The sequence below is a fragment of the Paenarthrobacter sp. NEAU-H11 genome (assembly GCF_050573415.1).
GTDB lineage: Bacteria > Actinomycetota > Actinomycetes > Actinomycetales > Micrococcaceae > Arthrobacter.
In genome coordinates this window covers 46,365-62,304 of sequence record NZ_JBNZGA010000023.1, presented here as the reverse complement: position 1 = coordinate 62,304, position 15,940 = coordinate 46,365, and the positions used below count along the sequence as shown (strand labels likewise).

Annotated in this window: 10 protein-coding genes; all 10 read left to right on the top strand. The window is 68.8% G+C overall.

All coding sequences use genetic code 11. From position 1 onward, the window contains the following. Positions 1-237: 237 nt before the first annotated feature. Positions 238-1,473 (top strand): RDD family protein, encoded by a 1,236-nt coding sequence (locus tag ACQ3DC_RS20220; protein WP_323057667.1) that lies wholly within the window; start codon positions 238-240, stop codon positions 1,471-1,473. Beyond that, entirely contained in the window at positions 1,470-2,402 is a 933-nt protein-coding gene (locus ACQ3DC_RS20215; RefSeq protein ID WP_157238669.1) for a PP2C family protein-serine/threonine phosphatase, read from the top strand. Before ACQ3DC_RS20220 ends, ACQ3DC_RS20215 begins: the two co-directional genes overlap by 4 nt. Then, positions 2,389-4,152 (top strand): FHA domain-containing protein, encoded by a 1,764-nt coding sequence (locus ACQ3DC_RS20210; RefSeq protein ID WP_430753050.1) that lies wholly within the window; start codon positions 2,389-2,391, stop codon positions 4,150-4,152. The genes ACQ3DC_RS20215 and ACQ3DC_RS20210 overlap by 14 nt, the downstream gene beginning before the upstream one ends. Continuing rightward, entirely contained in the window at positions 4,149-5,882 is a 1,734-nt protein-coding gene (locus ACQ3DC_RS20205; RefSeq protein ID WP_430753049.1) for a protein kinase domain-containing protein, read from the top strand. Before ACQ3DC_RS20210 ends, ACQ3DC_RS20205 begins: the two co-directional genes overlap by 4 nt. Positions 5,883-5,947: 65 nt before the next feature. Beyond that, on the top strand, positions 5,948-6,652 hold the full coding sequence (locus tag ACQ3DC_RS20200; RefSeq protein ID WP_157238666.1) for a hypothetical protein: 705 nt from the start codon (positions 5,948-5,950) through the stop codon (positions 6,650-6,652). After that, a complete protein-coding gene (locus tag ACQ3DC_RS20195; protein ID WP_421091918.1) occupies positions 6,649-11,094 on the top strand; it encodes an FtsK/SpoIIIE domain-containing protein in 4,446 nt (1,481 codons plus the stop codon). The genes ACQ3DC_RS20200 and ACQ3DC_RS20195 overlap by 4 nt, the downstream gene beginning before the upstream one ends. 800 nt (positions 11,095-11,894) lie before the next feature. Then, the gene (ligA, locus tag ACQ3DC_RS20190) at positions 11,895-14,171 is read left to right on the top strand and encodes an NAD-dependent DNA ligase LigA (protein WP_430753052.1); all 2,277 of its coding nucleotides are present in this window, start codon (positions 11,895-11,897) and stop codon (positions 14,169-14,171) included. Beyond that, positions 14,168-14,977: an inositol monophosphatase family protein gene (locus ACQ3DC_RS20185; RefSeq protein ID WP_430753048.1), complete on the top strand. Its 810-nt coding sequence runs from the start codon at positions 14,168-14,170 to the stop codon at positions 14,975-14,977. Before ligA ends, ACQ3DC_RS20185 begins: the two co-directional genes overlap by 4 nt. A gap of 68 nt (positions 14,978-15,045) precedes the next feature. After that, a complete protein-coding gene (locus tag ACQ3DC_RS20180; RefSeq protein ID WP_430753047.1) occupies positions 15,046-15,549 on the top strand; it encodes a GNAT family N-acetyltransferase in 504 nt (167 codons plus the stop codon). Positions 15,550-15,595: 46 nt separating this feature from the next. Beyond that, positions 15,596-15,940, top strand: a 345-nt coding sequence (locus ACQ3DC_RS20175) for a RidA family protein (RefSeq protein WP_430753046.1), incomplete at its 3' end; no start/stop codon positions are given.

Sequence of the window (15,940 nt, the reverse complement as noted above, 5' to 3'; positions counted from 1 at the left end):
CCCCTGCCCAACAGGGCGGCGCGCAGCAACCGCAACCTGCACACCGGCGGCCATGCCGGCAGTGACCCGCCGCCCGGAGCTGTGACTGCCCACCGTGCAGCGATTCCCGGTACTATCCCGGTAGTACAAAGCCCCCCGGCGCTTCAGGCCGCGGGGTTCGCAAACGCAGGCACGGGGCGGGGGCGCGCCGGCGGTTTCACCGCGCAGTCGGGGGCCGTCCCAGGGGGAGGAACGGGAATGGCAGTGAACCTTCAGCTTGTGCCGGCCACGGCCGGCAAGCGGCTTGGCGCTGCCGTCATTGACTGGCTGCCGCCGCTAACCGTGCTGGTGCTGACGCTCACCGTTGGCTTTGCCGGGATTACCCGCACCCGCAACGGCCAGTACATCACCTATGACACCGCCTCCCTGGTGCTGTTCGGCAGCATCGGGCTGGGCCTGACGCTGGTGTACCTGTTCGTGGTCATGGGGATTGAAGCGAGGACAGGCAAGACACCCGGCAACCTGCTCATGGGCATCCGCAGCGCGGACAACGACGGCTACGCGCCGGGCGCCGGCGCCGTCTTCCTCCGCGGCCTCTTTACCGGTGCCGGCATGCTGGTGGCGCTGCTGGCGGCGGTCCTGGTGGTGGTGTTCAAGTGGTTCGGACCGGCCCTGTTCATCCTTGCGCCGCTGCTTTTTGCGGGTGCCGCCTGGGCCGTGCTGGTGGTGGTGTCCAATACCTGGGACCGGAACGGCCGCCTGCGGGGATGGCAGGACAAAGCCGCCAAGGCCCTCGTTTTCGATGTGAAGGCCGGGCGCGACCCCATCACCACCGGCGGCATCCAGGGCCCGTACAGCTTCGCGCCGCTGGACCTGCCGCCGGTGCAGCAGGTGCTCTCCCCGGTGGCGGGCATTCCCGCCGCGTCCCCGCCGGTGCAGCCTTCCCCGCCCGTTCAGGCGCCCTCGCAGACGTCGCCGTCCCAGACCATGCCCTACACGGCACCTGGGTCCTTCGCGCCGCCGTCCGCCGTGCCGCCGGGTACGTCAGCCGCCGCCGGTGGACCCGCTGGTGCGTCCGTGCCGATGCGCGGCGCGCAGCACCACGTGGACGACGACGTTGAACGCACCCAGGTGCGCCCGCAGGCAGGCGGGCCTGCACCCGTCGCCGTCCTCCGGATCCGCCTGGACGACGGGCGCGACTTCCAGTTGGACCGCAGCGTCCTGGTGGGCCGCAATCCCGTGGGCCAGTCCGGTGAACAGCATGCCCAGCTCCTGGCCGTCGACGATCCCGGCCGGTCCATCTCGAAAACCCACCTCCACCTGCTGACCGACGGCGCGGGGATCTGGGTGACGGACAGGAACTCCACGAACGGCAGCGCCGTGACCACCCCGAACGGCGCCAGGACGCCACTTGCGCCGGGTGTCCCAACTTTTGTTACGCCCGGATCCAGTGTCCACTTCGGAGACCGGACCTTTTACCTAGGACAGGCATGAACCAACAGCCCGCCAGCGTTCCCTCCACCGTCCAGCCGGGCCTCAGCCTGAGCTACGGCTATGGCACGGACCGGGGACTCCGCCGGGAGCTGAACGAAGATTCCTACCTTGCTTCCGATCCTGTGTTCGCCGTTGCGGACGGGATGGGCGGCCACGAAGCAGGCGAAGTGGCAAGCGGCATGTGCGTGCGGGCCCTGGCAGGGATTCCGCAGCTCGCAACGGGGGAACGCACCGTCACGGCCGCGGCGCTCCAGCAGTACCTGCTCCGGGCGGACTCGTCCATCCGGGAGGCCACGGGTGCCAGGGCGGGGACCACCCTGACCGGTGCAGTGGTGGTGGAACAAATGGGCCTGCCCTACTGGCTGGTCATGAACATCGGCGATTCCCGTACGTACCGCCTCAGCCAGGGGCGGTTTGAGCAGGTCAGCGTGGACCACTCTGAGGTGCAGGAACTTGTGGATGCGGGCGAGATCACCGCCGAGCAGGCCACTGTCCATCCTCGGCGCCACGTTGTCACCCGCGCCCTGGGCACCGGGGACGAGACCGAGGCCGACTACTGGCTGCTCCCCGTGGAGGAAGGCGACCGTGTCCTGGTCTGCTCGGACGGCCTCACCGGCGAAGTGGCGGACGAGGACATCCTCCGCATCATCAGTACGGTGGGCCACCCGCAGGACGCCGCCGACGCCCTGATCCAGGCTGCGCTGCGGAACGGCGGCAGCGACAACATCACGGTGATTGTGGTTGATGCCCGGAACGTCCTGAACGACGCCGGCGCCGCCACCACCGCGCCGCGGCACGGTCCGGACGCAGAAGAGGCAGACACGCTGCCCCGCTCCCATGGGAGCCAGGCTGTAACGCAGCCCTTGCCCCAACAAGATGGCGGACCTTCGGCGCACGAGAGCGGGGAACCCCACGATGACCGGCACTAGCTACGTCCCGGGCACCTGGCTGGGCATCCTCCGCTCGCGCACCGCGGTCCTCCTCGGCCCGGACACGACGCAGGCCACGGCGGGTGCGGTATGGGAACTCCTGGAAAGCAAGCCGGCGGTCCACGAAGTACTCCATGCCATCACCGGCAGCTCTGGCGGCTCACTCACCCGGATCCCGCCATTTGGCATCCTCGATTTCTCCGGTCCCTTGCGGGTGTTCCTCCGCGGCGACCTCGACCTCGCCGTGGAACTCCCGGACGGCCGGGTGGAACTGGACGGGCGGGACGTCACCACCTGGAACGAGCGCCGGTTTGCCCTGTCCGGAGCCTGCCGGATCAGCATCCCGGCCGGCGGTTCCGGAGACCAGCCGGAGTTGCCGCTGGGGGAGGGTGTGGTCCTGCTGCAGTCCCTGGTCCTCGGGCTGGGCCCTGCCCGGCCGGAACTGGCGCCGGCGCCGGCGGCTGCAGTGGCGGTCGATTCCGCAGGCGTAGCGGACCGGCGCGAGGCGGCGCCGGGAACGGACGAGCCGCGCGAGATAACAATCGTCCCGGAGCATGAGCCGGAGCCGGAGCCGGAGCCGGAAGCCTCAGCCGAGACTGTTCTCGCCGTGCCCGACGATGACGCGCAGGTCGATGCGTACATAAGTGCGTACGTAGATGAGGGCGACGTCCAACCGGCAGGGGCCGGGCCCGGGATGGAGGCGGGCGCAGGCACAGAGCCGTCCGCCCAAGCCGAAACAGCTGAATACCAGCCGGCGCAAGCGGCAATCATGGTGAGCGACCAGACGAGCTCCTACGACCACCTGTGGGAGCGGACGGTCATCCGGAGTATCGAAGACGCCGCAGTGCGCGAGGAAGCGGAGGTTGCCGATGCCGGAAGCTTCACAGACTCCGCCGGCGCCGGGACTGCCGACGCCGTGCCTGGAGCGGAAGAACACAACGCGCCCGTAGTCCTCGATCCTGGCGGAGATGCGAAGGAGGCAGTAACGGAAGCCCCGTCCGCCGTCGAACACGCGCCTGGCGTGGCGGCACCCGCCGTCGAACACCCGCCGGCAGTGCAACAGCCCGCCGGGGTACTCATCGATTCTGTGCCGTGGAAAAAGGTCCCCGGCACCGCCGCCGCCGCGGCCGATGCCGCGCCAGGGCCTGCACCCGTGCCGCCCACCGTCCCCGCGACCCCGCCTGCAAACGCGGCCTTCGACAACGACCATGACGGACAGACGGTCATGAAGGGCAGCATCGGAGCTTCACCGGCGCAACCCGCCCCTGCGGCGGTTGCGGACCCGCAGGCCGGGCCGACCGTCCTGGCCCGGGTCTGCAGCCAGGGTCACGCGAATCCCCCCACCCGCGCGCAGTGTGCCGCCTGCGGGGCAGGGCTTCATCCGGACGCCGTGCAGGTGCCCCGGCCACGGCTGGGACGGGTGCGCCTGTCCACCGGGGAGCTGCTGGACCTTGACCAGTCATTGGTCATCGGCAGGCAACCCTCCGTGTCCCGGGTCCAGGGCGGCGTCATGCCCCGGCTGGTCCAGGTGCCGAGCCTGGAAGGCGACATATCCCGGTCCCACGTGGAGGTTCGGCTGGAGGGATGGCACGTCATGCTGTGCGACCTCAAGGCCACGAACGGAACCGTCCTGGTGCGTGAAGGCCAGCCGCCCCGCCGCCTGGCGCAGAACGAGATGGCCATCCTGCTGGACGGGGACATCGCTGAACTGGGCGACAACATCTCGCTGCGTTTTGAGGAGATTCCTTGAGTTCCAAACGGCCTGTAGCGCCGCCGCCCCGCATCCAGGGGTTCACGTACATCAGCCTGCTCGGTTCCGGCGGCTTTTCCGACGTCTACCTGTATGAACAGGACAGGCCGCGCCGCAAGGTGGCCGTCAAGGTCCTGCTCTCGGACCTGAAGACGGAGGGCGCCCGCCGCCGCTTCGAGTCCGAGGCCAACCTCATGGCGCAGCTGTCCTCGCACCCGTACATCGTCACCATCTTTGAAGCGGAGGTGACCGACGACGGACACTCCTACCTGGCCATGGAGTACTGCTCCCGGCCAAGCCTGGACGTGCGGTACCGCAGGCAGCGGTTTAGCGTGGATGAAGTCCTGGCCGTCGGCATCCAGGTGGCGTCCGCCGTCGAGACCGCCCACCGCGCCGGCATCGCCCACCGCGACATCAAGCCTGCCAACATCCTGGTCACCGACTACAACCGGCCCGCCCTCACCGACTTCGGCATCTCCGGCACCCTCGCCGGCGACAGCGACGACGACTCGGGCATGTCCATCCCGTGGTCCCCGCCCGAACAGTTCACTGATGGCGCCGTGGACGGGGTGATGGTGGATGTGTGGGCCCTCGGAGCCACGCTCTACACCCTGCTCGCCGGCCGCTCGCCGTTCGTCATGCCCGGCGCGGACAATTCACAGCGTGAGCTGATCAACCGGATCAGCAACACGCCGCTGCCGCGGCTGGGCCGCGCGGACGTTCCCGAGTCCCTGGAACAGGCCCTTTCGACGGCGATGGCCAAATCGCCGCAGTCCCGCTATTCCTCGGCGCACGCCTTCGCCCTGGCCCTGCAGCGCATCCAGGCGGAGCTTAACCTCTCCGTCACGCCCTTTGAGGTGCTTGAGGAGCCGCAGCACGAGGACAGCCGGCCGGATGACGGCTTCGAAGAAACCCGGGTCCGGAGCATCGCCGCGATCGATCCGGAGCGGACGGGCAGCGCGCCCACCTTCCCCGCACGCACGTGGCCGCAGGCCGCTGGCGGGCAGGCAGGTGGCGGGCAGGCCGCTGGCGGACAAGCTCCCGCAGCGGATGCCGCGCCGTCGCGGTTTGCGCAGCCCGCGCCCGCCGTGCACAGCAGCCCCTCCACTCCTGCACCGGCGGCGCAGCCGCAGGAGTGGGCCCACGCCACCGTCCTGCGCCGTTCCGCCGCGCCGGCGCGCCCTGGCGAGCAGGCACCGGGCGGCAATCTTCAAGAGGGTGCGGACGTCCCGGACACTACCGTCCACCGGCCGGCAAGACGCGACGAGCCGGCAGGCGTGCCGCTACCCGCCACGGACCACGGCAAACGCAATCTCTGGCTGGCAATCTCGGGCGGCACCCTGCTGGCCCTTGCCGCCGTGGTGGGCCTGGTGGTGGCCAACGCCTCGCCCGAAAAACCCGCTGCGGTGGAGACCCAGCAGGCCAGCAAGCCGCCGGCCGACGCATTGGACAACGGAACGGTGCCGGACGTGGAAGGCCTCAAGGGAACGGTGTCCGCGGACGGCAACGCCTCCTTCACGTGGCTGAACCCGCAGCCCAAAGAGGGTGACACCTACAAGTGGCGGGTGTACAGCATCGGGGGCGGCGGCGAATACCAGTCTGTCGAACAGCCGCCTGTCCGCGTCACGGCAAACCCGTCCGGCCAGACCTGCATCCAGGTGATGATCGTTCGCTCGGACGGAGCCTTCTCCCCGCTGGAGGAAGGCTCGATCGCTTGCGCCGGCACATGACCGCGGAGCGCCCTGCAACCAGCTCCATGACAAGCTCAGTTCCGCCTAACGAGGAGGCACAGAAAATGGGGGATCTAGCAATAGATTTCTGTGGTGAATGGTACGAGCCATCGGACGAGGACGTCTTCAATATCGGCCGCGAAGGCGACCTCGAAGTTGACGACAATCCCTACCTTCACCGTCAGTTCCTGCAGGTGGCCCGCTATGACGGGATCTGGTGGCTCAGCAACGTGGGCAGCATGCTCTCGGCCACGGTTGCCGACGCCACCGGCGGGATGCAGGCCTGGCTGTCACCCGGAGCCCGGATCCCGCTGGTCTTCAGCCACACGAACATCATTTTCACGGCAGGGCCCACCACCTACGAGTTTGCCGTGCACCTCAAGACCCCCTCCTTCCGGCAGGAGGCGCGCGACGGCGACAGCAACGGCGACACCACCATCGGCCCGGTGGTGTTCACCGACTCCCAGAAGGCCCTCATCGTGGCGCTCGCAGAACCCATGCTCCGGCGGGAAGGTACGGGGTTCAGCGCCATCCCCTCCTCGGCGGCTGCCGCGAAGACGCTGGGATGGGCGCTGACCCGCTTCAACCGGAAGCTCGACAATGTGTGCGACAAGCTCGACCGCGTGGGCGTGGCCGGACTGCGGGGCGGCGGCGGCAAACTCGCCACCAACCGCCGCGCCCGGCTTGTGGAGCACGCGGTCACCTCACACCTGGTGACCCCGGATGACCTGCACCTGATCGAGAAGATGAGGGGCGTGGACGAGGGATGAGAATCCGTGTGACCCTCCGCCGGGACCCTGCCGAAACGAAGGACCTGGCCGTTACCGTGGACGGCCTGGCCACCGTGGCCGATACCGCCGCCATGCTCTGGGCCGCGGATCCGGGGCGCAAGGGCACCCCGGTGCCGGACAACCTCTCCCTGCGCATCGAAGAGGCGTTTGTCGGCGCCGGCCTGAGCGGAACCATGCTCACCCGGACGGACAACCTCCTTGAGTCCGGCCTCCGGCCGGGTTCTGTTGTGTCCCTGGCCCAGGTGAGCGCGCAGTTCGATGTGCCGGGTGCCAGCCGCGGTCCTGCGGCCGCCACCCTCCGCGTCCTTTCGGGGCCCGACGCCGGCCGCGAGTTTTCCCTGCCCGTCGGCACCAGTTACATCGGCAGGGACCGGGACGTGGACATCCGCCTCTCGGACCCCCTGACATCCAAGCGCCACGCCCGCATCACGGTGGGTGAGGGCGTGGAAATCGTGGACACCAATTCGGCCAACGGGCTGCTGATGGACGGCCTCCCCGTCACCCGCGCCACCCTGAATTCCTCGGACGCGGTCACGCTGGGGGACACCACCGTGACCGTGGTGCCGCTGGGGCACAACCAGGCGGCAGCACCGACGTCGCCCCTGGTGAACTTCAACCGGTCACCGCGCGTGGTTCCCCGCTTCGAGGAACCCAAACGCGTGCTCCCTGCCGGACCCAAGCGTCCCGAGGACCACCCGTTCCCGTACATCATGATGATCGCCCCGCTGCTGATGGGTGCGGTGATCTTCGCGGTGACCGGCAACGCGCTCTCGGTGCTGTTCATGATGATGATGCCGCTCTTCATCGTGGGCCACTACGTGGACCAGAAGATGCGGAGCAGGGGGCAGCAGAAGGAGCAGCTCAAGCACTTCCGCGCCGCCATGGCCGCCTTCCGGAAGGACCTCACGGAACTGCAGCAGGTTGAACGTGCCGTCCGCCTCCAGGAAGCGCCGTCGGTCAGCGACACCGTGGACGCCATCTACAAGCTCGGTCCGCTGTTGTGGACGCACCGTCCGGAGCACACCGGATTCCTGGGCCTTCGGTTCGGCCTGGGCACGTCACCCTCCCGGGTCCTGTTGGAGGAACCGCCAAGCAACGACACCGAGGCGCAGTACGCGCAGGAGATCCAGGACTGCCTAAAGCAGTTCCGCGACATCGAGGGCGTTCCCGTCGTATCCCAGCTGCGCACCTCCGGGTCCCTGGGCGTTGCCGGTGCCCGCGGCCTGGTGGACGACGTCGCCCGGGGCATGGTGCTGCAGCTCGCGGGCCTCCACTCGCCCGCGGAAGTTGTCATCGCGGCCATCACGTCCGCGCAGTCCCGGGAACGCTGGAACTGGCTGCAATGGCTGCCGCACGTGGGTTCGGGGCACAGCCCCCTTGCCGGCGACCACCTGGCCGCCGGTTCGGCCGGCGGCTCCTCGCTGCTGGCCCGGCTCGAGGACCTGCTCGATGCCAGGGAGGCCGCGGCGAAGCGCTCCGGGCCGGACCTCCGCCCCGGGCTGGACCCGGCCAAGCACGACGTGGACCAGCCTGTGCTGCCCGCGGTCCTGGTGATCGTGGAAGACGACGCGCCGGTGGACCGCGGCAGGCTCACCCGGCTCGCGGAGCGGGGACCGGACTCCGGTGTCCATGTGGTCTGGGTGGCCACCGACATCCAGTCGCTTCCCGCTGCCTGCCGGGACTTCATGGTGGTGGACGGCGAACACGGCACCACCACCGGGCAGGTCCGCCTTGGCAGGCACACGTACCCCGTCAGCTGCGAAAGCGTCGACGCCGAACTGGCCGCCCAACTTGCCCGGATGCTGGCCCCGGTCATGGATGTGGGCAAACCCGTGAACGACGATTCCGACCTTCCACGGGCCGTCTCCTACGCCACGCTGATCGGCAAGGACTTCCTGGACAACCCCCAGGCCGTGGCCGAGCGCTGGACGGAAAACAACTCCGTGCACGCCAGCGCCGTGGCCAACCGGAAGGACAACGGCACCCTCCGGGCCCTGGTGGGTTCCAAAGGCATTGAACCCCTGTACCTGGACCTGAAGAACGAGGGCCCGCACGCCCTGGTGGGCGGCACCACGGGTGCCGGCAAGTCCGAATTCCTGCAGTCCTGGGTGATGGGCATGGCCGCCGCCTACAGCCCGGACCGGGTGAGTTTCCTGTTCGTGGACTACAAAGGCGGGGCCGCGTTCGCCGACTGCATCAACCTGCCCCACACCGTGGGGCTGGTCACCGACCTTTCGCCGCACCTGGTCCGGCGCGCCCTCACCTCACTGCGCGCCGAACTCCACTACCGGGAGCACCTGCTGAACCGGAAGAAGGCCAAGGACCTGCTGGCCCTTCAGCGGGAAGCAGACCCGGACGCGCCGCCCTACCTGGTGATCGTCGTCGACGAATTCGCCGCGCTGGCCAACGAGGTACCCGAATTCGTTGACGGAGTGGTGGACGTTGCAGCCCGCGGGCGCTCGCTGGGCCTGCACCTCATCCTCGCCACCCAGCGCCCGGCCGGCGTCATCAAGGACAGCCTCCGCGCCAACACCAACCTCAGGGTGGCCCTGCGGATGGCTGATGAGGACGACGCCACGGACATCCTCGGCGTTCCCGATGCCGCCTACTTCGATCCGGCCATCCCCGGCCGCGGTGCAGCAAAGACCGGCCCGGGACGGATCCAGGGCTTCCAGACCGGCTACGCCGGCGGATGGACCACGGAGAAACCGCAGCGGCCCCAGATCGACGTCGTGGAAATGGCCTTCGGCTCCGGCCCGGCCTGGGAGGCCCCGGCTACGGAGAAACCGGAAGCGGCCGGGCCCGCCGGCCCCAACGACATCGCCAGGATGACCTCCACCATCGTCCGCGCAGCGGATGCCCTGTCCATCAACGCCCCCCGCAAGCCGTGGCTGGACGAACTCGCCAAGACTTACGACTTCTCCAGGCTGCCCAACCCCCGTACCGACGAACAGCTGCTCCTCGGCGTGGCCGACGACCCTTCCCGCCAGGCGCAGCCCACTGTGTTCTACGAGCCGGACAAGGACGGCAACATGGCCATCTACGGCACCGGCGGTTCGGGGAAGTCGGCCGCCCTGCGCGGCATCGCGATAGCGGCCGCGGTGACGCCCCGCGGCGGGCCGGTACACGTGTACGGGATCGACTGCGGCTCCTCCGGGCTGAGCATGCTGGAGGAGCTTCCGCACGTGGGCGAGGTCATTAACGGCGACGACGTTGAACGGGTGGGGCGGCTGCTGCGCCTGCTGGGGGACATCGCCGAGCAGCGGTCGGCCCGGTTTGCCGAGGTGCGCGCGTCCACCATTGTCGAGTACCGCAAGCTGGCCGGCAGGCCTGATGAAAAGCGCATCTTTGTACTGGTGGACGGCATGTCCGCGTTCCGGGAGGCCTACGAACACAGCAGGCTGTCCGGGCTGTGGGACATCTTCCTGCAGCTGGCGACGGACGGGCGCACCCTGGGCATCCACCTTGTGGTGACCGGAGACCGGCCCAACGCCGTGCCCGCCTCGCTGCTCGCTTCCATCCAGCGCCGCCTGGTGCTCCGCCTGTCCTCCGAGGACGACTACATTTCCATGGACGTGCCCCGGGACGTCCTCACCGCCGCCTCGCCGCCCGGGCGGGGACTCCTGGACGGGCTGGAAGTCCAGCTGGCAGTCCTTGGCGGCAACTCCAACCTGGCGCTGCAGGCACGTGAGGTGCACAAGCTCAGCGAAGCCATGCTCCGCCAGGGGCTGGATGCCGCACCCGGCATCGAAAGGCTTCCGGACCAGGTGGACCTGGATGTCCTGCCGTCCGGCAGCACCGGACTTCCGGTCATTGGCGTCGACGATGAAACGCTGCGGCCGGCCGAGATCATGGCGCGGGGCCCGCTGCTCCTGGCAGGCCCGCCAGGTGCGGGCCGCACCGTGGCGCTGGTGACGCTGGCCTACGCCCTGCGGCGGTCCAACCCGGACACCGAGCTGATCTACCTGGCAGCCCGGCGCTCCGCCGTCGCCTCCCTGCCTATCTGGAACCGCTCCGTGGTGGGAGCGGACGATCTCGCTGCGGTTGTGGAGGACCTGGTTGAACATTCGTCCGGAAACCCCGGCTCCCTGGCCATCTTCATTGAGGGCCTGACCGAGTTCACGGATACCCTGGCCGAATCGGGCGTGGCGCAGCTGGTGACCGCGTCCATCAAAGCCGACCAGTGGGTGGTGGGGGAGTCCGAAACCTCCACCTGGTCCTCGGCCTGGTCCCTCGCGCAGCCATTCAAATCCGGCCGGCGCGGACTGTTGCTGAACCCGGGGGACATCGAAGGCGACAGCCTGCTCAACACCTCCCTGGGCCGGGTCAGCCCGGACTTCATCCCGGGCCGCGGCTACGTGGTGGGACGCGGCAAGGCACGGAAAATCCAGGTGGCGCTGCCCCCGGAAAGCAGGGACTGACGCAGGTGCCACACGGTACGCCGCAGGTCCCGGTGATTTGCGGCTGATTTGCGGCGCCAGGCGAGGGTGTAGAAGACTACCGGGGACACCAGAAAGCCGCAGCGGGGGGACTGCGCGCATCGAAAGGTAGCAAATGTTCCCGTCCCTACCAGTATTCCGCGCTGCCTCGGCGACGGCATCGGCCGCTGTCCTGGCCAGCACCCTGTGTCTCCTCCCGGCCAGCCCGGCGACCGCAGACTCCCCGGAACCCGCACCGGCGTCCACAACGTCTCCTGGCCTGTGCCTCGTGTTCTGCGCGCCAGAGCCTGCGGACAATCCGAATCCCGCGGACCCCACCCGGACCCAGAAGCCCAAGGAACCCGAAAGCCCGCCCGTTCCGCCGGCCGATCCAGCGCCGGCCCCTCCGGGTCAGCCCGCCCCTTCGGTCGCGCCTCCGGCCGAACCTGAGCCCTTGCAGGCAGCCCCGTCTGCGGAACCCGAAGGATCAGCCACCCCTTCGGCCACGGCAACGGGACCCGCGGCGTCCCCACCGCCCACAGGCGCATCAAGCGGTCAGGACTGGAATACGCCCGTCACCAGGTCCGCCAAGGCCACGCGGGTTGCGGCAGTCGCGCCCGACGGGGATTCCGGTGGCGGCCCCGCCCTCCTGCCAGTCATTGCCGGCATCTTACTGCTGGCCGCCGCCGCAGCATCCTTCGCCTGGTGGGGCAGGAACCGCCTCCGGTCGCACTGATCAGGGCCCCGCTCACCTGCCTTGATGGCAAGATAGGTCTGTGAGTACAGGACCAGGCCCCGCAGAAATGACCGCCACCCGCACCACGGAACCCGTTGAGCCGAACGCCGTCCCCAGCGAATCCGTCCGCGAGGAGTACGAGAACCTGGTGGACCTGGTCAGGAAGTACCGGTTCGCGTACTACCAGGAAGACGCCCCGCTGGTTTCGGATGCTGAATTCGACGAGCTCTTCCGCCGGCTGGAGGAAATTGAGGCGCTCCACCCCGAACTCGTGGCCAACGATTCGCCCACCCAGGAGGTGGGCGGGGAAGTTTCCGCAGCCTTCGCCGCCGTGCAGCACCTCCAGCGGATGTACAGCCTCGAGGACGTTTTCTCCCTCGAGGAGCTGGAGGCCTGGCTGAAAAAAGCCGACGCCGGCATCGCCAAGCTCGGCGACGGGACACCGGCCGCGGCCTGGCTGACGGAACTCAAGATCGACGGCCTCGCGGTCAACCTGCTCTACCGCGACGGGAAGCTGGTGCGTGCCGCCACCCGGGGCGATGGAACCACCGGCGAGGACATCACCCACAACGTACTGACCATCAAGGAAATCCCGCAGGAGCTCCGGGGCGGGGGGTTTCCGGTAGAAATGGAAGTCCGGGGCGAGGTGTTCATCCCCTCCAAGGAATTCGCCGAGTTCAACGAGGCGCTGATCGAAGCGGGCAAGGCACCCCTGGCCAACCCCCGCAACGCCGCTGCAGGCTCGCTCCGGCAGAAGGACCCGGCAGAAACAGCCAAGCGCCCCCTGAAGATGTTCGTCCACGGCATCGGTGCACGCGAGGGCCTTGAGGCCCGCAGCCAGTCCGAGACCTATGACCTGCTGAAGGAGTGGGGCCTTCCCGTCAGCCCCTACTCCGAGGTGCTGGGGAGCCTGGACGAGGTCCTGGAATTCATCAAACGGTACGGGGACAAACGCCACAAGCTGCTGCACGAGATCGACGGCATCGTCATCAAGGTCGATGACTTCGCCACCCAGCGGGCCCTCGGCTACACCACCCGGGTGCCGCGGTGGGCCGTCGCCTACAAATACCCGCCGGAGGAAGTGCACACCAAGCTGCTGGATATCCAGGTCAACGTGGGGCGCACGGGCCGCGTGACGCCCTTTGGCCTCATGGAGCCCGTCAAGGTGGCGGGCTCCACGGTGGAAATGGCCACCCTCCACAACCAGGACGTGGTCAAGGCCAAGGGCGTGAAGATCGGCGACATCGTGATCCTGCGGAAGGCGGGCGACGTCATTCCGGAGATCGTGGGCCCCGTCCTTGCCCTCCGCGACCAGCAGGACCCGCCGGTCCGCGACTTCGTGATGCCCACCGAATGCCCCTCCTGCGGCACACCGTTGGCTCCGGCCAAGGAGGGGGACGTGGACATCCGCTGCCCCAACGCCAAATCGTGCCCGTCGCAGCTGCGGGAGCGGGTCTTCCACCTGGCCGGCCGCGGAGCCTTCGACATCGAGGCCCTCGGCTGGGAGGCTGCCATAGCACTGACCCAGCCGGCCGAACCCGAGGTTCCGCCGCTTACCTCGGAAGCTGCGCTGTTCGACCTCACCCCCGAAGACCTGGCCGGCGTCCGGATCCGGCGCGAGAAACGCTCCAAGGGCGTCCCCACCGGTGACTACGAACTGGTGCCGTACTTCTACAGCAAGGGCACGGCTAAGTCTCCGTCCAAGCCCACGGCCACCACCGAGAAACTGTTCAAGGAACTGGAGAAGGCCAAGGCCCAGCCACTGTGGCGGGTGCTGGTGGCCCTGTCCATCCGGCACGTGGGCCCGCGGGCCTCGCGTGCCTTGGCGACGGCGTTCGGCAGCATGGACGCCATCCGGCAGGCGTCGGAGGAAGACCTGGCCCACGTTGACGGCGTGGGCCCCACCATTGCCGCAGCGCTGAAGGAATGGTTCGCGGAGGACTGGCACCAGGAGATCGTTGACCGCTGGGCGGCCGCCGGGGTCCGGATGGAGGACGAACGCGACGAGTCCATGCCGCGGACCCTGGAGGGACTGACCGTGGTGGTCACCGGTTCCCTGCCGAACTTCAGCCGCGACGAGGCCAAGGAAGCAATCCTGGTCAGGGGAGGCAAGGCAGCGGGTTCGGTGTCCAGGAACACCAGCTACCTGGTGGCCGGGGAAAGCGCCGGCACCAAACTGGACAAGGCCGAGCAGCTGGGCGTCCCCGTGCTGGACGAGGACGGCTTCCGCCGGCTCCTGGCCGGCGGCCCGGCAGCGCTGGCCACCAGCCCGGAGGACAACGGAGCGGAACCGGGCGCGGAGGCGGCTGAGGCGGTCCCGGCCGACGCGGAGGCATCCCGATGACCAGACCTACGGAACTGCTGCAGATCGCCAAGGCTGCAGCGGCGGCGGGCGCCCGGGTCCTGGCAGGCAGGAACGCCGGGGAACTCCAGGCCAGCAACAAGGGGGACGCCGGCGATTGGGTCACCTCGTTCGACGTCGCCGCCGAGCATGCGGTGCGGGACGTCATCTCTGCCGCACGGCCGGGGGACAGCATCACCGGTGAGGAACACGGAACCACCAGGCCGGACGTACCCACGGGCTACCGCTGGTCCATCGACCCGCTGGACGGAACCACCAACTTCATCCGCAACATCGTCTACTACGCCACCTCCGTTGCTGTGGCCGATGCCGACGGCGTCTGGCTGGCCGGCGTCGTCAACGCCCCGGCGCTGGGCCGCACCTACTACGCCGCCCGGGGCCACGGCGCCTGGCTTGAGGAAGGCGGCAGGGCCACCCGGCTGGACGGGCCCGTCCCCGGCCGGAAGGGGCAGATCCTGGCCACGGGCTTCAGCTACGATCCCGCCGTCCGCGCCGAGCAGGCCGCCTTCCTGGCCGAACTGCTGGACGGGTTCGCGGATGTCCGGCGGCTGGGCTCCGCGGCCCTGGACCTGTGCCTCGTTGCGGACGGCACCCATGACGCCTACGGTGAGCGCGGCCTCAACGAGCACGACTTCTCCGCGGGGGCACTGATCGCGGAAGAGGCCGGCTGCTGGGTCCGGCGTCCCCGCCTGGCCAGTCCGCTGGAGGGCGGGCCCGCCGATGCCGACCGGCTCGACGCCTGGACCTGCGCCGGCGGGCTCGAGCTCTCCGGCAAGTTTCCGCTCTGACTGATAGTTCGATCACGGAAACCGGGCTTTCGAGGAGCGTTATGGGGCAGTACCACTAGCATTGACGGGTGCAGCCCCAGATAACCGTCCGTCCCGCCGTCGCAACGGATTACGACGCCGTTGCCCGCATCACGCGTGATTCCTACCTCGCGGCGGGCTACTTCGAGGACGCCGACCACCCCTATATGCGCCAAGTCCAGGACGTTGCGCTGAGGGCCGCGAACGCCACCATTTGGGTGGCCGAGCGGGACGGCAGGGTGGTTGGTTCGGTGACGCTGGCGCGCGCCGGGGAACCGTACGCGGACATCGCCCTTGACGACGAGCTGGAGTTCCGGATGCTGGTGGTGGACCCGGCCGTGCAGCGCACCGGCGCGGGAAAGGCCATGGTGGACGCCATCCTGGACTACGCCAGGCAGTTGGACGGTATCCGGGCCGTCGCACTCACCACCGGGCAAACCTGGGAAAGCGCGCACGGCCTCTACCGCAAGACGGGCTTCTCCCGTGTGCCCGAGCGCGACTGGCTGGTCCCCGGAACCGACATAAAACTGCTGGTTTACCGGCTGGACCTGTAGCAGCCCTACAGTGGTGCCGACCCAATCCAGTATTGAAAGGCCCACCATGCGCAAAACCTTCGGCACCGGCTCCGTCTGGGAACAGACCCTCGGCTACTCACGCGCCGTCCAGGTGGACAACACCCTCTACATCTCGGCCACCGCGGCAAGCGGCGAAGACGGGATCGTGGGGGAGGACTTCTACACCCAGACCCAGTACATCCTGCAGAAACTCGGCAAGGTCCTGGCCGACGCCGGCTTCAGCTTCGAGGACGTCGTCCAGTCCAAGCTGTACCTGACCGACATCAGCAAATGGGAGGAAGCCGGCCGCGCCCACGGCGAGGTGTTCGGCGAGATCCGGCCCACGCTGTCCCTGGTGCACGTCCTCCCGTTCCTGGACCCGAAGATGCTC

Coding starts and splice junctions, on each gene's coding strand:
- ACQ3DC_RS20200 (WP_157238666.1), top strand. CDS start 5,948: ATGGGGGATCTAGCAATAGATTTCTGTGGTGAATGGTACGAGCCATCG.
- ligA (WP_430753052.1), top strand. CDS start 11,895: ATGACCGCCACCCGCACCACGGAACCCGTTGAGCCGAACGCCGTCCCC.
- ACQ3DC_RS20195 (WP_421091918.1), top strand. CDS start 6,649: ATGAGAATCCGTGTGACCCTCCGCCGGGACCCTGCCGAAACGAAGGAC.
- ACQ3DC_RS20185 (WP_430753048.1), top strand. CDS start 14,168: ATGACCAGACCTACGGAACTGCTGCAGATCGCCAAGGCTGCAGCGGCG.
- ACQ3DC_RS20210 (WP_430753050.1), top strand. CDS start 2,389: ATGACCGGCACTAGCTACGTCCCGGGCACCTGGCTGGGCATCCTCCGC.
- ACQ3DC_RS20215 (WP_157238669.1), top strand. CDS start 1,470: ATGAACCAACAGCCCGCCAGCGTTCCCTCCACCGTCCAGCCGGGCCTC.
- ACQ3DC_RS20220 (WP_323057667.1), top strand. CDS start 238: ATGGCAGTGAACCTTCAGCTTGTGCCGGCCACGGCCGGCAAGCGGCTT.